Below are 18,221 nucleotides of genomic sequence, written 5' to 3'. Positions count from 1 at the left end.
GGCCGTGCGCCGCCCTGATCGGCTAGCATCGCCGCTTCAACGCCACAGAATCACCAGGATCGCCGATATGAAACTCGTTTCCTTCAACATCAACGGCTTGCGGGCACGTCCGCACCAACTCGCAGCGCTGATCGAGAAGCACCAGCCGGATGTGATCGGCCTGCAGGAAACCAAGGTCAGCGACGATCAGTTTCCCGAAGCGGACATTCGCGCGCTCGGTTACCACGTTCACTACCACGGCCAGAAGGGCCATTATGGTGTCGCCCTGTTATCGCGCCAGGCGCCACTGGAGCTGGTCAAGGGATTTCCGAACGACAGCGAGGAGGCCCAGCGACGCTTCATCTACGGCACCTACGCCGACGCCAACGGCAACCCGGTCACCGTGATGAACGGTTACTTCCCCCAGGGCGAGAGCCGCGACCACCCCACCAAGTTTCCTGCCAAACAGCGCTTCTATGCCGACCTTCAGGAACTGCTGACCGGCCGTTTCGCCCACGACCAGCCGCTGATCGTCATGGGTGATATCAATATTTCCCCGGAGGATTGCGACATCGGTATCGGCGAGGTCAACCGCAAGCGCTGGCTGAAGACCGGAAAATGCAGCTTCCTGCCAGAGGAACGCGAGTGGCTCGCCACGCTGAAAGGCTGGGGGCTGGTCGACAGTTTCAGGTCGCTGCATCCGCAGGTCGACGACCGTTTCAGCTGGTTCGACTATCGCAGTCGCGGCTTCGAGGACGAACCCAAGCGCGGCCTGCGCATCGACGTGATCCTCGCCTCCCAGGTGTTGCAGGAACGCCTCAAGGACGCCGGTATCGACTATGACCTGCGGGGCATGGAGAAGCCTTCGGATCACGCGCCGATCTGGCTGGAACTGAGCTGACGCGCAGCGTCATCTTCCAGTCATTTTTCTGTCTTATCGTCGCAGCACTTCAGCCACCCCCTGCAAGGTGTTTGCCGCATGCTGCGCCCCCCCGTCTGTGACCGCGAAACCTGGAGCCGAACCGCAACGTTTCTGTTGCTCGGCTTCGTCTGCTACCTGAGCCCCTGGACGGCATTCGCCGCCCTGCCACTGCCCACCGGAGACGCTCCGGCGCTGCGCATTCAGGGCTCCAACACCATTGGTGCCAGCCTGGGCCCGGCGCTGGTCAAGGGCCTGATGCAGCAACAGGGCCTGAGCAATATCCGTACAGCCACGAGCCGGGAAAACGAACAGGTGGTTTCCGCCCTCAATGCGGCCGGCCGTACGGTGAGCGTGGAAATTGCCGCTCACGGCTCAGGCACCGGCTTCAGTGCCATAGGCCAGGGCAACGCTGAACTGGCGGCCTCGTCACGACCGATCAAGGACAGCGAAGTGGCGACCCTGTCATCGCTGGGCAACATGAAAAGCCGGGACGCCGAGCAGGTCATCGCCATCGATGGGCTGGCCATCGTGCTGCATCCTGACAACCCCGTCAGCACCCTCAGTACCGAGCAACTGGCGCAGATATTCTCCGGTGAAGTGAGCGACTGGGCACAGCTGGGCGGTCGCCCTGGCAGCATCGACCTGTACGCCCGGGACGACAACTCCGGCACCTTCGATACGTTCAAGGAGCTGGTACTGACCGCCAACGGCAAGCAGTTGTCAGCCAAGGCCAAACGCTTCGAGTCCAGCGAGCAGTTGTCCGATTCGGTCGCCGCCGATGCAAACGGCATCGGCTTCATCGGCCTGCCCTACGTGCGCAAGGCGAAAGCGGTGGCCATCGCCGCCGGCGAGTCGCAGCCGATGCTGCCCAGCGTGACGCTGATCGCCACCGAGGACTACCCGCTGTCGCGGCGCCTGTTCCTTTACGGGCCACCGAAGAACACCAACCCATGGGCCGAAGCCCTGCTGCAGTTCGCGCAGAGCCCGCAGGGTCAGGAAATCGTCGCTCAGAACGGCTTCATCGCGCAGACCGTGCAGGCGGTCAGCATCGAAGCCACCGCCGATATGCCTGCCACCTATCAGACCCTGACCCGGGAGGCCAAACGACTGTCGGTGAACTTCCGCTTCCAGGAAGGCAGCGCCAGCCTCGACAACAAGGCGCAGCAGGATCTGCGCCGGGTGCTCGACTACCTGAGGCAGCACGACAAGCTGCAGCGCAAGGTGGTGCTGGTCGGTTTCGGCGACCCGAAAGCGGTTTCGGCACGCGCCGAGCTGTTGTCCAAGCTGCGGGCCATGGCGGTACGCCGAGAGCTGGTGCGCGAAGGTGTGGTATTGCGTGAAGTCGCCGGCCTTGGCGATGAATTGCCGGTCGCCGACAACGAAGGCGACAGCGGCAGGTTCAAGAATCGCCGCGTGGAAGTCTGGGTGTATTGAGTTTTTCGAGGCGCGCCAAGCACTTGCTCAACCGCGCGATTCATCCTAGCCTTATGGAGATGTGACGCCGGGCCCCTCTGGCGATGAGTTCATCTCATCGTGATGTCGGAGTCACTAAGTTGAATCTCAACTTAGGCATCAACAGGGAGGGCCCATGACAGCTCTACATGCCTTTATGTCCACGCCGTTTCTCGGCACCCCGTACTATTTCTGGATGGCGTTCATCGTCATCGTCTTTGCGCTGCTGATCTTCGATCTCGGCGTCCTGCACCGCGACCAGCATGAAATCGAAATGCGCGAAAGCCTGCTGCTCTACGCTGGCTACTTCAGCGTGGGCGTCGCGTTTGGCGGCTGGGTCTGGTGGGAGCTTGGCGCAACCAAGGCACTGGAGTTCTACACCGGCTTCCTGGTCGAACAGTCGCTATCGATGGACAACGTGTTCGTCATGGCGATGATCCTCGGCTTCTTCGGCATTCCCCGCAAATACCAGCACCGCGTGCTGTTCTGGGGAATCATCGGCGTGGTGGTGCTACGGGCAATCATGATCGGCCTGGGAACGGCTCTGGTTCAGGAGTTCGACTGGATCCTCTACGTGTTCGGCGCCTTCCTGCTGTTCACCGGCATCAAGATGCTGTTCAGCAAGGATCACGACGAGCATCCGGACCTATCGCAAAACAAGTTCCTGATCTTCCTGCGCAAGCACATCCGGGTGACCGATGACCTGCACGGCGGCAAATTCCTGGTGCGTCAGCAAGATCCGGCCAGCGGCAAGATGCTGCTGTTCGCCACCCCGCTGCTACTGGCACTGGTGCTGATCGAACTGGCGGATCTGGTGTTCGCCGTGGACAGCGTGCCGGCGGTATTCGCCATCACCCAGGATCCGTTCATCGTCTACACCTCGAACATCTTCGCGATTCTCGGCCTGCGGGCGCTGTACTTCGCGCTGGCGGCCCTCATGCACCGCTTCGTGTACCTCAAGTATGCGCTGGCCATCGTACTGATGTTCATCGGCTGCAAGATCTTCCTGCATGGCTTCATCAAGGTTCCCGCTTTGCTCTCGCTCGGCGTTACCATGGGCGTACTGGCCGGCGGCGTCATCCTGTCGCTGCTGAAAACCCGCGACAAGAAGCCTGCAGAGACGACGTGACCCAGCAAAACGTGCAGATCGAATGCGTAGACAAAGGCGACGGCGTACGCTGGTGCGTACGCCTGGGCAAGCGCACGCTGATGTTCGAGGATGAGCTCGCTGCACGCACCTTCGCCGCGCAACTGCACATGCGCGTCAACGCGACGAAGCTGACTCTGGTGCCAGGGCTCGACGAGCCACCTGGCACCTGAGCCGGCCTCATTTCATGTACTTGCCCAGCTCGTATTTGCCGATTGCCGCACGATGCACCTCGTCCGGACCATCGGCCAGGCGCAAGGTGCGCTGCATCGCATACCAGTAAGCCAGCGGAAAATCCGCACTGACCCCTGCCCCACCGTGCATCTGGATGGCACGATCGATCACCTTCAATGCCACGTTGGGTGCCACTACCTTGATCTGCGCGATCTCGCTGGCGGCCACCTTGTTGCCGACCGTATCCATCATGTAGGCCGCATTCAGCGTCAGCAGGCGCGCCATGTTGATTTCCATGCGTGACTCGGCGATCAGGTCGATGTTGCCGCCGAGGCGCGCCAGCGGCTTGCCGAACGCACTTCGCTCCAGCGCTCGCTCGCACATCAGCTTGAGCGCCCGCTCGGCCATGCCGATGGAGCGCATGCAATGGTGGATACGCCCGGGACCGAGGCGCCCCTGAGCGATCTCGAAGCCGCGCCCCTCGCCTAGCAGGACGTTGTCGTATGGAACCCGAACATCCTCGAACAGCACTTCCGCGTGACCGTGAGGCGCGTCGTCATAGCCGAACACCGGCAAGGGCCGGACCACCTTGACGCCTGGCGTATCCATCGGCACCAGAATCATCGAGTGCTGCTGGTGGCGATGCCCCTCGGGATTGGTGAGCCCCATGAAGATCATGATCTTGCAGCGTGGGTCACAGGCGCCAGAGGTCCACCACTTGCGCCCGTTGATCACCCAGTGATCACCATCGCGCACGGCACTGGCCTGCATGTTGGTCGCATCGGACGAGGCGACCTCCGGTTCGGTCATGGCGAAGGCCGAACGAATCTCGCCACTGAGCAGCGGGTCGAGCCACTGACGTTTCTGCTCCTCGCTGGCATAGCGCACCAGTACCTCCATGTTGCCGGTATCAGGCGCCGCACAATTGAACGGTTCGGGGCCGATCAGCGAGCTCCCCATGATCTCCGCCAGAGGCGCGTATTCGGTGTTGCTCAGCCCTGCCCCTCGCTCGGAGTCAGGCAGAAACAGGTTCCACAGGCCTTCGCCTTTCGCCTTGTCCTTGAGCTGTTCCATGATCGCCGTCGGCTGCCAGCGATCACCTTCGCCCACCTGGCGCTCGAACACCGCCTCGGCCGGATAGACATGGGCCTCCATGAAAGCACTGACGCGCTCACGCAACTGCTGAACCCGGGGGGAATAGGCGAAATCCATGGCACACCTTCGGCTGCTTTTTCGTGTGCAAAGGATGCTAGTGGAGGCCGCATGATTTATCTAAGCTATTTTCGGCGTGTATAAACATTCATCACCGATATAAGATCACCCGACAAGAACAACATTGCGGAGTCGCTCAGGCATGAACCTGAACAAGGTGGATCTCAATCTTTTCGTGGTCTTCGATGCCATCTACACCGAAGCCAATCTAACGCGTGCCGGACAGATCGTCGGCATCACCCAGCCAGCGGTGTCCAATGCCCTGGCACGCCTGCGGGAGACCTTCAACGACCCGCTGTTCGTACGCACCGCCCAGGGCATGGTACCGACGCCAATGGCGCAGAACATCATCACCCCGGTGCGCACCGCGCTGCAGCAGCTGCGTATCTCGGTGCAGGAAAGCCGTACCTTCAACCCGGCCCAGGCGAACAAGACCTTCCGCATCAGCATGACCGACCTGACCGAAGCCGTGGTGTTGCCACCGGTGTTCCAGCGCCTGCGTCGTCAGGCGCCGAGCGTGACCATCGAAAGCATGCTGGTACGTCGCCGGGAAACCACCAAGGAGCTGGCTGCAGGACGCCTGGACTTCGCCGTGGATGCGCCGTTGAACATCGACCCGCAGGTGCGCCACGTCAAACTGATGGAAGACCGATACGTCTGCGCGATGCGCCATGGCCATCCGCTGGGCAATGAAAAGCTGAGTCTGGAGAAATACCTGTCACTGACCCATATCCACATTTCCAGCCGCCGCAGCGGCCTGGGTTATGTCGACCTGGCCTTGGGCAAGATGGGCATTCAGAGGCGCATCGCCCTGCGCTCTCAGCATTACCTGATGGCCTGCCGTGTGATGCGAGACACCGACATGGCGATCACCGTGCCGGAGCGCTTCGCCCGGGATAACGACCTGCATTTCAGCGAGCTGCCGGTTGCCAGCATCCCGCTATTGGAAACCCATCTCTACTGGCATGAGAGCACTGACCAGGACCCAGCCAATCGCTGGATGCGTGAGCAGATCATCGAGATCTGCCAACGCATCACCGCCGAAGAGCGCAAGGCGTCCATCGCAGCGGCCGCCTGCTAGTTTGCGGGTGTCAGCTGGAGTAATCGAGAACCGTCCAGACTCGCGTCAGGCCTTCGCCGATCACGCAGCCCGAACCACCCAACTGATTGTTGTCATGCAGGGTCATGCGGGTGGTCACCCCGTCCGCGGCGTCCTGACGTTCGACCAGCCACTGCACCTTGCCGCAGTTAGGCGTATCGATCACGTAACTGGCAGCTATCGGTGCATCGCTGCCGGCCAGCTTGATCGCATCGACCACCACACCAGGCTCTTCCACGCGCTTGCCATCTGAAACCAGTACGGCCCAGGCCTGGCTGTCTTCGATGATCAGGTAATTGGCATTGACCCTGGGTTGCTCGACGTGCGGCTGCACGCAGCCCGTAAGCGTCACCAACAGCACAATTGTCATGAGTATCTGTTGCATTGTTCGGAGCCCTCGGCATCGGCCACGGGCGCTCTGCAGCGCTCGCGGATATGGGAGTCATGAAGCGTCGAAGCTCACTATTACCGAATACTGTTTATTTGTACAGTACTTTTGATTTACCCTAGCGTCATCACTGATCGAAAACCGGGATTGCCCCGGCTGGGGTCAAGGCGTAAAGCGGGAGCCTACTATGCTGGACGTAATGCAACTCAAGCACTCGATCAACCGGATGCAGCTGGACAAGGTTCGGCCCATCGTCGAGGAACTGCATCTGGAGGGAATCGTTACCGAAGGTAAAACCCCCTTCAACCGCCTGCACTTCAACACCTGCTTCGCCGAGATCGAGGCCTTGTTGCAGCGTGCGGGTTATCACCGGCAGCTCGATGTGGTGGGCTACCAGGGTCTGGCCTATGCCATGTTCGACCCCAATCGCTGGGAGGCCGTGGATGTGCTGCGCTGGCTGCGAGACTATGTGGAAGAGGCTCAGGCCTGCCCTGCCTCATAACGATCCATTCGCAACCGGCCACGCCCAGCAATGGCCCATGATCCGCGATGGGTTGTGCCCGCAAGCAATGGATTTGCACTTGTACGACCACATGGCGCGATACTTGCTGTATCATTCAGACATCAAATCGGCGGTCATTCGTTGGGAAGCCGAGTAACGAACACGGCGTCTGCCAGGTCTCCTTCCCCCATCGGGTGGCCTGGTAGATGCCGTTTTTATTTGCGCCTTTAGCACTTTTCTACAGGCAAAGAAAAACCCGGCCGAAGCCGGGTTTTCCTGAAACCTGAGCCTATTACTGGGCTTGGGCTTCTACTTCGGCTTCTACGCGACGGTTGATCGCGCGGCCTTCTTCGGTAGCGTTGTCAGCAACCGGACGGGACTCACCGTAGCCAGCGGAGTTGACGCGGTTAGCGCCTACGCCGTACTGGTTGACCAGTACGTCACGAACGGCGTTGGCACGACGCTCGGACAGCTTCTGGTTGTAAGCGTCAGTACCGACGGAGTCGGTGTGACCTTCAACGGTGGTGCTGGTTTGCGGGTACTGGTTCATGAAGTCAGCCAGGCTCTTGATGTCGCCATAGCTTTCTTCTTTGACAGCGGCCTTGTCGAAGTCGAACTTGACGTCCAGCTCAACACGAACCACTTGCGGGGCTTCTTCAACGACCGGAGCCGGAGCTGGAACTGGCTCTGGAGCCGGCTCAGTCACCTGGGCAACCTGACGGGTGCTACCGCCGAAGTTCAGACCGACACCGACGCCGGTTTGCCATTCGGTGTCACCTTTGTCGATGTTGTACAGCGCTTCAACGCCAGCACGTGCGTACAGAACTTCGGTGAAGTAGTACTTGGCACCAGCGCCAGCGATGGCCAGAGTGGAGGTATCGCGACCGCCTTTGTTGGCGTCGCCGATGCTCTGGTGGCCGAAACCGCCGGAAACGTACGGACGCAGGCCAACACCCGGCTGACCGAAGTGGTAGAGGGCTTTCAGATCAGTCAGGTTGCCCTTGATGTTCTTGCTGCCAGCAGCGCCTTCGCCACGCAGGTCGTGGTACTCGCCGTAGGACAGAGCCAGTTCAACGTCGTCGGTCAGGTAGTAACCAACGCTGGCGCCGAACAGGTTGCCTTCGTCATGAGCGAAATCACGCTGAGTGTCGGTGAAGTAGCGATTGGCAAAGCCTTCCACCTCGACAGCGCCTTGGCCTTGAGCCAGCACGCCCATCGAGGTTGCGGCTACCAAGGAGCCAATGACAACGCCTAAGGTGTTTTTCAGTTTCATCCGTTAAATCCCCATCTATAGATTGATTGATTCACATGCAGATAGACATGCGAGTCGTCGGTAAGTTTAACAAAACTCACCTATGCTAGTGAAAGTTCGCCCCGAACTAACTTTCGGTAATTCCTGCAAACTTCTCCCGCAATCTGTCTAGCGCGCGCTTGTAGCGCATTTTCGTGGCGCTCAGGCCCATGTGCATGATGTCGGCGATCTCCTGAAACTCCAGCTCCGCAACGAAGCGCAACACCAGAATCTCACGGTCAATCGGGTTCACATGCACGAGCCAGCGATCCAAACCACCTCGATCCTCTACCTTCGGCGCCTTTTCTTCGGACGCTTCTTCTAGTGGATCCAAACTCAGCGCATCCATCAAACGACGTTTGCGACGCTCCTTGCGATACTGGGTAATACACTCGTTGTAAGTAATGCTGTAGAGCCAGGTCTTGAACTTCGATTTACCCTCGAAGTTCTTCAGTCCGTATAGAACTTTCAGCATCACTTCCTGACAGACATCGTCCGCATCTCGATCGTTCCCTAAATATCGTGCACACACGTTGAACAGGGTACGCTGGTAACGCCGCATCAGCTCCTCGTAGGCACGCGTGATGTGGAACAGCTCGTCATGGGCACGCGCCACCAGCTCCTCGTCGGAGAGCTCGCGTGGGTCATAGCGCAGTGACGGTGATTGGGGTGCGTTCAAAGCAGATCGGGCCAACGGTCAGGACGAAAACAGCCAGCACCTGTCCGTACAGGCCGCTGGCTGGGCGCATAGGGTAGCAGAAATGCACCCTCAGCGGCTGCTTACCCGCTGCTCGAGCAGCACCCGATTGGAGAGCGATATCAGCTCGCCAGAGTCCGTCAACACCGTGGTCTTCACCGTACCGATTTCTTCGATCTGGCCTTCGACCCCCCCCACCTCGATTTCCTGCCCCACCTGATACAGCTCACGCACGTAGATACCGGCGAGAATCTGGCTGGCCAGCTCCTTGCTGCCGAGGCCCAGCGCCAGTGCGACTGCCAGGCCAACGGAAATCAGCACGATGGCAATGACGTTGTTGAGCAGGTCGGTCTTGACTTCCAACTGGCCGATCGCCACGGAGATGCTGATGATGATCACCAGCCCCTGGGCCAGCCGCGCCAGGCCATGGGCGTAGTCCAGGCCGACGCCTTCCGCAGCCCCGCGCACCAGGCCGCTGAGCAGATGAGCCAGCAGCACACCGGCCAGCAGGATCAGCGCAGCGCCGAACACCTTCGGCAGGTACAGGGCGAGCACGTCCAGCGTTGCGGAAACACGCTCCAGCCCCAGCGATTCGGCAGCGGAAACCAGGAATATCAGCAGTACAAACCAGTAGACGATCTTGCCGATGAGGGTCGAAACCGGAACCTGAAAGCCCGCCCGGCCCAATATCTTGGTCAGGCCGGTACCGGCCATCAGGCGGTCGAGGCCCAGTTTGCCGAGCAGCTTGGAAAGCAGCGTATCGAGCAGCTTGGCGACCACGAAGCCGAGCAGCACCAGCACCAGGGCCACGAACAGGTTGGGAATGAAGCTGGCGACTTTCGTCCACAACGCCGTCATCGCGGCGACCAGGCTATGAGTCCAAGGGTCGAGTTCCATTTCATTCAGCCTTATCAGAAGAGCGAGCAGCAGCACGGCGACGCGACACCGGTGCTACATGGGAAGAGCCATTGTTGAGGGCAATCATCAGGGCGCCGGCCCAGTGCCCCATCAAGCCGAACAGGTCGCCCGCGCCGACCTGGCGGTTGGCGGTCTTCAGGACGCGGTTCAGACAAGCGTCGTCATCGCGCGATGGCGAAGACGAGGCTTTCAACAGATCACGCAGGGATTCTTCGAATGGATCGTGCATGGCAGACCTCATAGAACGTCTTCGCTAGACGAAGCGCCTGAGACGCAAGTCACATCAGACCCAGCGCAAGCGCCGGAACAGCAGCCACTGCCCAAAGCCGATGGACAGCATCAACAGGCAAGCGACGAGAAAGCCGTACGGGCTGTCAGCTCCCGGGATACCGCCGACGTTGATGCCCAGCAGCCCGGTGACGAAGCTCATTGGCAGGAAGACGCAGGTGATGATGCCGAAACGGAACATGATGTGGTTCATGCGCACGTCCATGCGCCGATTTTCCGTTTCCAGCAGCAGCCCGATGCGCTCGCGAGTCAGCTCCAGCTCCTCGAGGTAGCGCAGCAGGCGGTTGTTCAATTCGTTCCAGTAGATGCCGTCTTCGTGGGTCAGCCAGGGCAGCTGGCTGCGCGTCAGCTGTACATAGATGTCACGCTGTGGCGACAGAAAGCGTCGCAGGTTCGCTGCGCGCCGACGGATTTGCAGCAGCAGGCCGTGATCGGGCAAGGCCCGCTCGTCGCCATCGACCTTCTCTTCCTGGCCGTCGACCAGTTCGGAGAGCTCGGCCACCAGATCCTCGACCTTGTCCGTCAGGTAATCGCTGAGCTGCAGCACCAGTTCGGAGGCGGTCTTCGGCCCCTTGCCGACCTGCAGCCGCTCGATCAGATCCTCGGTGGCGCGCAACGGGCGCAGACGCAGCGAGATGATGCGGCGCTCTTCGGCGAAAATCCGCACCGATACCATGTCCTCGGGCTCGGCACCCGGGTTGAGGTTGACGCCACGCAGAAACACCAGCAGCTCATCGTTGGGTAGCGGCAATGCCCGTGGCCGGGTATTTTCCTCGAGCAACAGATCGCAGGCGAACTCGCTCAAACCACTGTCGCGGCGCAGCCAGTTCTGGGTCTGCGGGTGACTGCGATCCCAGTGCAGCCAGAGGCTCTGCCCCTGCGCCAACTGCAATTCATCGAGTTGCGCGCGCGCGACCGCGCAGGCGCCACCTTTACCATCGAGCACGAAGCCGTGCACCAGGCCCCACTGCGCGTTGTCTTCCTCGTACATCCATACCCCTGGTGATTGGTCACTGCAGCCGGGTGGCTACGACAAGCTGATTTACTCGACCTGCAAGGCCTGCGGCGAAACGATGATGCCGTTGTTGTCGGCATACAGGTACTCGCCCGGGCGGAAGGTCACGCCACCGAAGGTGACCACAACGTTGAGATCACCCAAGCCACGCTTCTCGGTCTTCAGCGGGTGGCTGCCCAGGGCCTGAACGCCGAGATGGGTCTGCGCCAGCACATCGACGTCACGCACGCAGCCATAGATCACCATGCCTTCCCAGCCATTCTTCGCGGCCTTCTCGGCGATCATGTCGCCCAGCAGCGCACAACGCAGCGAGGCCCCGCCGTCCACCACCAGCACCTTGCCAGCACCGGGCTCATCGGCCTGGGACTTGACCAGGGAATTGTCCTCGAAGCATTTGACGGTGACGATCTGCCCACCGAAAGAATCGCGGCCTCCGAAATTGCTGAACATCGGCTCCACGACGCTGACCAGTTCCGGGTTGGCGTCACACAGATCGGGCGTGATGTATTGCATGGCGAAGCTCCTGAGTAGGTGATCGAGGCCTGCAGCATAGTCTTCTCAGCGGCGCTACGGACATGGTGAAGACGTCGCAGCGATTGACGAGGCCATCTTAGCCGGATCACGGCGTGGCAGGAATGGCCGCGGCGCTTTCCTCCGGCGCGGTGGCGAGCGGCGCCTGCCGCTCCCCCTCGAGCCAACGGCGAACCAGCGGCCAGACTTCGTCCTGCGCCGGCTTGCTGACCAGCATCTGCACGTGGTCGTAATCCTGTTGAAAGCCCTGAGCACGGCTCAGGTGGATGAACTGCCGATCCCGCGAGGCGAATTGCTCGAAAAGCGCCCGGCACGCCGCAGGTGGACACTTGAGGTCACCCTCGCCCGCCACTGCCAGCAACGGCACCTGCACCTCATGCAAACCGGCCCACCAATCGCGTTCGGCATCACCGAATCGGCCGAACAAGCGATGCCAGCGGAGGATCTCAAGTGCGATGCCGATGGGCTCGTCTTCGGGCCCGCGCTTGAGCCGCGAGCCCGACAGCAGCGCAAAACGCTTGAGCAGCAAACGCGCCAGCCATTCGATCGGCGGCACCTTCAGCGGCCAGTAGCGGCGACTGATCTCGGTACCGAACAGGCCGACGCTGGCGATCCCACCCTGCTGCAGATAGCCGCCGCCCAACGCTGCGGCGAGGGTCAGGCCGCCCTGCGAATGGCCGAGCCAGTGCGCAGGACGCGGATTCTTTTCAGCAACGAAGGCGGCTATTGCCGGCAGGTCGTAACGCGCATAGTCGGCCACGCAGTTGTGGCGATAGGCGAGGTTGCGCGGTGAAAGGCCATGGCCACGCATTTCCGCGATCCACACATCGAACCCGGCGCGAGCCAGATACGGTGCCAGGCCGATGCATTTGGGTGAATACCAGAAGCGCCGATTGGAAAAGCTGCCGTGCAGCAGGATCACCGGCTCGCCACGGGCCCCCTCCTGCCCTGCCACGGCCAGTCGGGTCAACACCAGTTCAACGCTGAAATCCGGGCTGTTACCTGGCTTGAGGCGGTAGACATCTTCACTCAGGTCGCCACGCAGATCGGCACTGATCAGCGCAACGGGAAACAACTCACTACTGCTCTGCATCTTCTTCGCTCTGGTACAGCCACGCTGCCGACGGCGAGAAATCGCCCGCCGGCAGGCCACAAATGTCGGTAAACAGCTGGCGCCTTAGAAAAGCCGGCCAGCGGGAATGCGGGTCACAAAAAAGGGCAGGTAGAACCTGCCCTCGGGTCACCGTTGAGTGCGTGTCGGTCAGCCAGGCTGGCCTTCAGCGAGGAAGAACCAGGTTTCCAGCACCGAATCCGGGTTCAGGGACACGCTCTCGATGCCCTGCTCCATCAGCCACTTGGCCAGATCCGGATGGTCGGAAGGCCCCTGGCCGCAGATACCGATGTACTTGCCCGCCTTGTTGCACGCGGCGATGGCATTGGCCAGCAGCTTCTTGACCGCCGGGTTACGCTCGTCGAACAGGTGAGCGACGATACCGGAATCGCGATCCAGGCCCAGGGTCAGCTGCGTCAGGTCGTTGGAGCCGATGGAGAAGCCGTCGAAGTACTCGAGGAACTCTTCGGCCAGAATGGCGTTGGACGGCAGCTCGCACATCATGATGACCTTGAGGCCATCCTGACCACGTGCCAGACCATTTTCGGCCAGCAGATCGACCACCTGCTTGGCTTCGCCCAGGGTACGCACGAAAGGCACCATGATCTCGACGTTGGTCAGGCCCATCTCGTTGCGAACCTTCTTCAACGCCCGGCATTCCAGCTCGAAGCAGTCGCGGAACGACTCGCTGATGTAGCGCGAGGCACCGCGGAAACCGAGCATCGGGTTCTCTTCTTCCGGTTCGTACAGCTTGCCGCCGATCAGGTTGGCGTATTCGTTGGACTTGAAGTCGGACAGGCGCACGATGACTTTCTTCGGCCAGAACGCAGCGGCCAGGGTGCTGATGCCCTCGACCAGTTTCTCGACGTAGAAATTCACCGGGTCGTCATAGCCAGCGATGCGCTTCTCGACGCTTTCCCTGATTTCCGGCGGCAGGCCGTCCATGTTCAGCAGCGCCTTGGGGTGCACGCCGATCATGCGGTTGATGATGAACTCCAGACGCGCCAGGCCGATGCCCGCGTTGGGCAACTGGGCGAAGTCGAAGGCGCGATCCGGGTTGCCAACGTTCATCATGATCTTGAACGGCAGTTCGGGCATGGCGTCGACGGAGTTCTTGCGAATGTCGAAGCCCAGCTCGCCTTCGAAGATGAATCCGGTATCACCCTCGGCACAGGAAACGGTCACGCCCTGGCCATCACGCAGCACATGGGTGGCGTTGCCGCAACCGACCACGGCCGGAATGCCCAGCTCACGGGCGATGATCGCCGCATGGCAGGTACGTCCGCCACGGTTGGTGACGATGGCGCTGGCGCGCTTCATCACCGGCTCCCAGTCCGGATCGGTCATGTCGGAAACCAGCACGTCGCCAGGCTGAACCTTGTCCATTTCCGACACGTCGTTGATGACCCGCACCTTGCCGGCACCGATCTTCTGGCCGATGGCGCGACCCTCGACCAGCACGGTGCCGGTCTCCTTGAGCAGGTAGCGCTCCATCACGGTGACGTTGGCGCGGCTCTTCACGGTCTCGGGGCGCGCCTGGACGATGTACAGCTTGCCGTCGTCACCGTCCTTGGCCCACTCGATGTCCATCGGGCGGCCGTAGTGTTTCTCGATGATCACCGCCTGCTTGGCCAACTCGGTGACCTCGGCATCGCTCAGGCAGAAGCGTGCGCGTTCGGCGCGGTCGACGTCGACGACCTTGACCGACTTGCCGGCCTTGGCCTCGTCGCCGTAGATCATCTTGATCGCCTTGCTGCCCAGGTTGCGGCGCAGAATCGCCGGGCGACCCGCTTCGAGGGTGTGCTTGTGCACGTAGAACTCGTCGGGGTTGACCGCGCCCTGCACGACGGTCTCACCGAGGCCGTAAGCACCGGTGATGAAGACCACGTCGCGAAAGCCCGATTCGGTGTCGAGGGTGAACATCACCCCGGCGGTACCGGTTTCCGAGCGCACCATGCGCTGCACGCCGGCAGACAGTGCGACCAGCTTGTGATCGAAACCCTGATGCACGCGGTAGGCGATGGCGCGGTCGTTGAACAGCGAAGCGAAGACTTCCTTGGCAGCACGGATGACGTTTTCCACGCCGCGAATATTCAGGAAGGTTTCCTGCTGGCCGGCAAAGGACGCATCGGGCAGGTCTTCGGCGGTCGCCGAAGAGCGCACGGCGACGGCCATGTTGTCATTGCCACCCGCCATGGCGGCGAAGGCGGTGCGGATCTGCTCGTTGAGCTCGCTGGGGAACTCGGCGTCCATCACCCACTGACGGATCTGCGCACCGGTCTTGGCCAGGGCGTTGACGTCCTCGACGTCCAGAGCGTCCAGCGCTTCGTGAATCTGCGCGTTGAGTCCACTCTGCTCGAGGAAGTCGCGATAGGCCTGTGCCGTAGTGGCGAAACCACCGGGAACCGAGACGCCGGCCCCCGCCAGGTTGCTGATCATCTCGCCGAGGGAGGCGTTCTTGCCCCCTACGTGCTCGACATCATGATTGCCGAGCTTATCGAGGGAAACTACGTACTCTGCCAAGGTGATCTCTCCACTTCAGTGTTGGAAAAGCTCATGGGGCTGGAAAAGCCGCCGGCTCGCGCCGTGTGGACAATGGCCTGGCCCTGGAAAATAAGTAACAATGCAAGCCCATCGGGGGCCGCAAAACTGGCCCATCATAGCCAAGATTCGCTCTCAGCTTAAGGCCATTGTCGCAATGAATCGAACCGCGTACTTCATCTCCGACGGCACCGGTATCACCGCAGAAGCGCTGGGGCAGAGCCTGCTGGCCCAGTTCGAGACCATCGGCTTCACCAAGCTCACGCGGCCGTACGTCGACAGCGTGGAAAAAGCGCGTGCGATGGTACAACAAATCAATAACGCCGCCGACAAGGACGGCGCCAACCCGATCATCTTCGCCACCATCGTCAATCAGCAGATCCACGACATTCTGGCCGAGTCGCGCGGCTTCATGATCGATATCTTCTCGACCTTCCTGTCACCCCTGGAGCAGGAGCTGAACTCGCACTCCTCCTACTCGGTGGGCAAGTCGCACTCGATCATTCACAACGCCAACTACATGGAGCGCATCGAGGCGGTCAACTTCGCCCTCGACAACGATGATGGCGCGCGCACGCACTACTATGACAAGGCAGATCTGATTCTGGTCGGCGTATCGCGCTGCGGAAAGACCCCGACCTGCCTGTACATGGCCATGCAGTATGGCATCCGGGCCGCCAACTACCCGCTGACCGAAGACGACATGGAACGCCTGCAGTTACCGGCTTCGCTGAAGAAGTACCGTGAAAAGCTGTTCGGTCTGACCATCGATGCCGATCGCCTGGCCGCCATTCGTAACGAACGCAAGCCCAACAGCCGTTACTCCAGCTATGCTCAGTGCGAGTTCGAGGTGCGCGAGGTGGAAAGCCTGTTCCGTCGCGAATCGATCAACTTCATCGACTCCACGCACTTCTCGGTGGAAGAAATCTCCGCCAAGATCCTGGTGGAAAAAGGCGTCGAACGGCGCTTCAAGTAACCCGCACCCTCCCTGGACGTGCCCCATGACCCTGCTCGATGCCGTGCTCTTCGCCCCTGTCGCCATGCTGATCGCACTCACGCCAGGGCCGAACAACTTTTGCGCGATGAACAACGGCATTCGCCACGGCATCGGTACGGCCGTGCTGGCCACCACCGGCCGCGTGGTGGCCTTCGCCATCTTCCTGAGCATTTCCGCCATCGGTCTGGGGGCCATGCTGCTGGCCTCGGAAACCGCGTTCACGGCGATCAAATGGGTGGGCGCGCTGTACCTACTCTACCTGGGCATAAGCGCCTGGCGCAGCCGAGAGTTCAATGGCCTGGAGCTGGACGGCGCGGTGCCTGCCGTGCAGCCGCAGCGGCGAATTGGCCGTTTGATGCTGCAGGAGTTCCTGATCGGTATCAGCAACCCCAAGGCCATCCTGCTGTTCGCTGCGGTGTTCCCGCAGTTCATCAAGCCGGGCCAGCCCGCCATCGAGCAGTTCGTCTACCTGGGCGCAACCTACCTGCTTGCCGAGTATGCCGCGTCGCTGGTCTACGCCCTGTTCGGCCGGCAAATTCGTCGTTTCATCCGCACCAGCCGGGGCGCGCAGCGCCTCAACCGCACTACCGGTGCGTTCTTCATGGGTGCAGGCGGGCTACTGATCGGCACGACACAACACTGAGCCGGCCCACTAGAAAGCGTCGCCTGGTACGCGCACCCAGCCCTCCATCAATACCCGCGCGCTGCGGCTCATGATGGCCTTGGTCACCTGCCAATGCTCGCCATCTTGGCGGGCCTCGGCGCCAACCCGCAGCGTGCCGGACGGATGACCGAAACGCACCGCACTGCGCTCGCCACCACCCGCCGCCAGATTCACCAATGTGCCGGGAATGGCTGCCGCCGTGCCGATGGCGACCGCAGCCGTGCCCATCATGGCATGGTGCAGTTTGCCCATGGACAGCGCTCGCACGAGCAGGTCCACCTCCGCGGCGTCGACCGTTCTGCCACTCGATGACGTGTACGATTTCGGTGGGCTGACGAAAGCGATTTTCGGCGTGTGCTGCCGGGTCGCCGCCTCTTCAGCGGTCTTGATCAGGCCCATGCGCAGGGCGCCTGCCACGCGGATCTTCTCGAAGCGCGCGAGCTGCGCCGGGTCGCCATTGATGGCTTCACGCAACTCGGTGCCCAGGTAGCCGATGTCCTCGGCGTTGACGAATACCGTGGGAATGCCGGCACTGATCATGGTGGCCTTGAAGGTGCCGACACCGGGCACCTCAAGGTCATCGACCAGATTGCCGGTCGGGAACATCGAGCCCCCCTCCTCGCCGTCGTCTGACGGTTCGAGAAACTCGAGCACGATCTCCGCGGCCGGAAAGGTCACCCCGTCGAGCTCGAAGTCGCCGGTTTCCTGAACCTGGCCGTCGCTGACTGGAACGTGGGCAATGATGGTCTTGTGGATATTGGCCTGCCAGATGCGCACCTCGCAGGTGCCGTTTTGCGGAATGCGCACCGGGTCGATGAGCCCGGCATGCAAGGCGAATGCGCCCGCAGCGGTGGAGAGGTTGCCGCAGTTGCCACTCCAGTCGACGAAGGCCTTGTCGATGGACACCTGACCGTAGAGGTAATCCACGTCGTGGTCAGGCCGGCTGCTCTTGGCCAGAATCACGCATTTGCTGGTACTGGAGGTAGCACCGCCCATGCCATCGATATGCGCGCAATACGGATCGGGGCTGCCGATGACGCGCATGAACAGCTTGTCGCGAGCCTGACCCGGCACCTGGCAGCGCTCGGGAAGATCGTCCAGACGGAAGAACACGCCCTTGCTGGTGCCGCCACGCATGTAAGTAGCGGGGATTTTGATTTGCTGTTGATAAGCCATGATTCGTCCTGGCTGAACAATGAAAGAACGTCGGGCGGATACCCCTTCGAAGATCGACTCTGGAAGCCTGAAGCAGGATGGAAAGGCGCCAGCCAAGCGCCCGCTCCACCCTGGGGA

General features: G+C 61.2%; 19 protein-coding genes. 8 read left to right on the top strand and 11 right to left on the bottom strand.

What is annotated here, in order from left to right:
* Positions 1-67: 67 nt before the first annotated feature.
* From xthA to FHR27_RS05870, 4 genes are all read left to right on the top strand, one after another.
* Positions 68-880, top strand: coding sequence for an exodeoxyribonuclease III (xthA, locus tag FHR27_RS05885; RefSeq protein ID WP_042553742.1), 813 nt, complete (start codon positions 68-70; stop codon positions 878-880).
* 78 nt (positions 881-958) lie between these two features.
* The gene (locus FHR27_RS05880; protein WP_179538054.1) at positions 959-2,335 is read left to right on the top strand and encodes a substrate-binding domain-containing protein; all 1,377 of its coding nucleotides are present in this window, start codon (positions 959-961) and stop codon (positions 2,333-2,335) included.
* Between the two features lie 154 nt (positions 2,336-2,489).
* Positions 2,490-3,482: a TerC family protein gene (locus FHR27_RS05875; protein WP_179538053.1), complete on the top strand. Its 993-nt coding sequence runs from the start codon at positions 2,490-2,492 to the stop codon at positions 3,480-3,482.
* Complete coding sequence (locus FHR27_RS05870; RefSeq protein WP_218878768.1) at positions 3,479-3,673, top strand: hypothetical protein; 195 nt, start codon at positions 3,479-3,481, stop codon at positions 3,671-3,673. The genes FHR27_RS05875 and FHR27_RS05870 overlap by 4 nt, the downstream gene beginning before the upstream one ends.
* A gap of 7 nt (positions 3,674-3,680) precedes the next feature.
* Here the strand turns inward: FHR27_RS05870 and FHR27_RS05865 are convergent, their stop codons facing one another.
* Positions 3,681-4,886, bottom strand: coding sequence for an acyl-CoA dehydrogenase (locus FHR27_RS05865; RefSeq protein ID WP_179538052.1), 1,206 nt, complete (start codon positions 4,884-4,886; stop codon positions 3,681-3,683).
* A 142-nt stretch (positions 4,887-5,028) separates the two neighbouring features.
* Between FHR27_RS05865 and FHR27_RS05860 the strand changes: the two genes are divergently transcribed.
* On the top strand, positions 5,029-5,967 hold the full coding sequence (locus FHR27_RS05860) for a LysR family transcriptional regulator (protein WP_042553747.1): 939 nt from the start codon (positions 5,029-5,031) through the stop codon (positions 5,965-5,967).
* A 10-nt stretch (positions 5,968-5,977) separates the two neighbouring features.
* On the opposite strand, the gene FHR27_RS05855 is transcribed toward FHR27_RS05860, so the two are convergent.
* Positions 5,978-6,355 carry a hypothetical protein gene (locus FHR27_RS05855; RefSeq protein WP_257026831.1) on the bottom strand — a complete coding sequence of 126 codons (378 nt, stop codon included), beginning with the start codon at positions 6,353-6,355 and terminating at the stop codon, positions 5,978-5,980.
* A gap of 205 nt (positions 6,356-6,560) precedes the next feature.
* Between FHR27_RS05855 and FHR27_RS05850 the strand changes: the two genes are divergently transcribed.
* Positions 6,561-6,875, top strand: a complete 315-nt coding sequence (locus FHR27_RS05850; RefSeq protein WP_042553749.1) for a hypothetical protein — start codon at positions 6,561-6,563, stop codon at positions 6,873-6,875.
* 292 nt (positions 6,876-7,167) lie between these two features.
* Here the strand turns inward: FHR27_RS05850 and FHR27_RS05845 are convergent, their stop codons facing one another.
* From FHR27_RS05845 to ppsA, 8 genes are all read right to left on the bottom strand, one after another.
* On the bottom strand, positions 7,168-8,148 hold the full coding sequence (locus FHR27_RS05845) for an OmpA family protein (protein ID WP_042553750.1): 981 nt from the start codon (positions 8,146-8,148) through the stop codon (positions 7,168-7,170).
* Positions 8,149-8,254: 106 nt separating this feature from the next.
* Entirely contained in the window at positions 8,255-8,845 is a 591-nt protein-coding gene (gene sigX / locus FHR27_RS05840) for an RNA polymerase sigma factor SigX (RefSeq protein ID WP_082045778.1), read from the bottom strand.
* Between the two features lie 90 nt (positions 8,846-8,935).
* Positions 8,936-9,760 carry a mechanosensitive ion channel family protein gene (locus FHR27_RS05835; RefSeq protein ID WP_042553751.1) on the bottom strand — a complete coding sequence of 275 codons (825 nt, stop codon included), beginning with the start codon at positions 9,758-9,760 and terminating at the stop codon, positions 8,936-8,938.
* A gap of 1 nt (position 9,761) precedes the next feature.
* Positions 9,762-10,010 carry a hypothetical protein gene (locus tag FHR27_RS05830; protein ID WP_042553752.1) on the bottom strand — a complete coding sequence of 83 codons (249 nt, stop codon included), beginning with the start codon at positions 10,008-10,010 and terminating at the stop codon, positions 9,762-9,764.
* 54 nt (positions 10,011-10,064) lie between these two features.
* The gene (locus tag FHR27_RS05825) at positions 10,065-11,060 is read right to left on the bottom strand and encodes a zinc transporter ZntB (RefSeq protein WP_179538050.1); all 996 of its coding nucleotides are present in this window, start codon (positions 11,058-11,060) and stop codon (positions 10,065-10,067) included.
* Positions 11,061-11,111: 51 nt separating this feature from the next.
* Positions 11,112-11,597, bottom strand: a complete 486-nt coding sequence (rraA, locus tag FHR27_RS05820) for a ribonuclease E activity regulator RraA (protein WP_179538049.1) — start codon at positions 11,595-11,597, stop codon at positions 11,112-11,114.
* A gap of 106 nt (positions 11,598-11,703) precedes the next feature.
* Positions 11,704-12,708 (bottom strand): alpha/beta fold hydrolase, encoded by a 1,005-nt coding sequence (locus tag FHR27_RS05815; RefSeq protein WP_179538048.1) that lies wholly within the window; start codon positions 12,706-12,708, stop codon positions 11,704-11,706.
* Positions 12,709-12,876: 168 nt separating this feature from the next.
* The gene (gene ppsA / locus FHR27_RS05810; protein WP_042553756.1) at positions 12,877-15,249 is read right to left on the bottom strand and encodes a phosphoenolpyruvate synthase; all 2,373 of its coding nucleotides are present in this window, start codon (positions 15,247-15,249) and stop codon (positions 12,877-12,879) included.
* A 175-nt stretch (positions 15,250-15,424) separates the two neighbouring features.
* Here ppsA and ppsR point away from each other — a divergent pair, with 175 nt between their 5' ends.
* Both ppsR and FHR27_RS05800 read left to right on the top strand, forming a co-directional pair.
* Positions 15,425-16,243 (top strand): posphoenolpyruvate synthetase regulatory kinase/phosphorylase PpsR, encoded by an 819-nt coding sequence (gene ppsR / locus FHR27_RS05805; protein WP_042553757.1) that lies wholly within the window; start codon positions 15,425-15,427, stop codon positions 16,241-16,243.
* 25 nt (positions 16,244-16,268) lie between these two features.
* Positions 16,269-16,907 (top strand): LysE family translocator, encoded by a 639-nt coding sequence (locus FHR27_RS05800; RefSeq protein WP_179538047.1) that lies wholly within the window; start codon positions 16,269-16,271, stop codon positions 16,905-16,907.
* A 9-nt stretch (positions 16,908-16,916) separates the two neighbouring features.
* On the opposite strand, the gene prpF is transcribed toward FHR27_RS05800, so the two are convergent.
* Entirely contained in the window at positions 16,917-18,104 is a 1,188-nt protein-coding gene (gene prpF, locus FHR27_RS05795; protein WP_179538046.1) for a 2-methylaconitate cis-trans isomerase PrpF, read from the bottom strand.
* Between the last annotated feature and the right edge of the window lie 117 nt (positions 18,105-18,221).

It is taken from the genome of Pseudomonas flavescens (assembly GCF_013408425.1).
In the GTDB taxonomy this organism is placed as follows: domain Bacteria; phylum Pseudomonadota; class Gammaproteobacteria; order Pseudomonadales; family Pseudomonadaceae; genus Aquipseudomonas; species Aquipseudomonas fulva_A.
Note: the sequence above shows the minus strand (reverse complement) of the source record. Positions and strands in the feature narration are given on the sequence as shown.

Coding starts and splice junctions, on each gene's coding strand:
- xthA (WP_042553742.1), top strand. CDS start 68: ATGAAACTCGTTTCCTTCAACATCAACGGCTTGCGGGCACGTCCGCAC.
- FHR27_RS05880 (WP_179538054.1), top strand. CDS start 959: ATGCTGCGCCCCCCCGTCTGTGACCGCGAAACCTGGAGCCGAACCGCA.
- FHR27_RS05875 (WP_179538053.1), top strand. CDS start 2,490: ATGACAGCTCTACATGCCTTTATGTCCACGCCGTTTCTCGGCACCCCG.
- FHR27_RS05865 (WP_179538052.1), bottom strand. CDS start 4,886: ATGGATTTCGCCTATTCCCCCCGGGTTCAGCAGTTGCGTGAGCGCGTC.
- FHR27_RS05860 (WP_042553747.1), top strand. CDS start 5,029: ATGAACCTGAACAAGGTGGATCTCAATCTTTTCGTGGTCTTCGATGCC.
- FHR27_RS05855 (WP_257026831.1), bottom strand. CDS start 6,355: ATGACAATTGTGCTGTTGGTGACGCTTACGGGCTGCGTGCAGCCGCAC.
- FHR27_RS05850 (WP_042553749.1), top strand. CDS start 6,561: ATGCTGGACGTAATGCAACTCAAGCACTCGATCAACCGGATGCAGCTG.
- FHR27_RS05845 (WP_042553750.1), bottom strand. CDS start 8,148: ATGAAACTGAAAAACACCTTAGGCGTTGTCATTGGCTCCTTGGTAGCC.
- FHR27_RS05835 (WP_042553751.1), bottom strand. CDS start 9,760: ATGGAACTCGACCCTTGGACTCATAGCCTGGTCGCCGCGATGACGGCG.
- FHR27_RS05830 (WP_042553752.1), bottom strand. CDS start 10,010: ATGCACGATCCATTCGAAGAATCCCTGCGTGATCTGTTGAAAGCCTCG.
- FHR27_RS05825 (WP_179538050.1), bottom strand. CDS start 11,060: ATGTACGAGGAAGACAACGCGCAGTGGGGCCTGGTGCACGGCTTCGTG.
- rraA (WP_179538049.1), bottom strand. CDS start 11,597: ATGCAATACATCACGCCCGATCTGTGTGACGCCAACCCGGAACTGGTC.
- FHR27_RS05815 (WP_179538048.1), bottom strand. CDS start 12,708: ATGCAGAGCAGTAGTGAGTTGTTTCCCGTTGCGCTGATCAGTGCCGAT.
- ppsR (WP_042553757.1), top strand. CDS start 15,425: ATGAATCGAACCGCGTACTTCATCTCCGACGGCACCGGTATCACCGCA.
- FHR27_RS05800 (WP_179538047.1), top strand. CDS start 16,269: ATGACCCTGCTCGATGCCGTGCTCTTCGCCCCTGTCGCCATGCTGATC.
- prpF (WP_179538046.1), bottom strand. CDS start 18,104: ATGGCTTATCAACAGCAAATCAAAATCCCCGCTACTTACATGCGTGGC.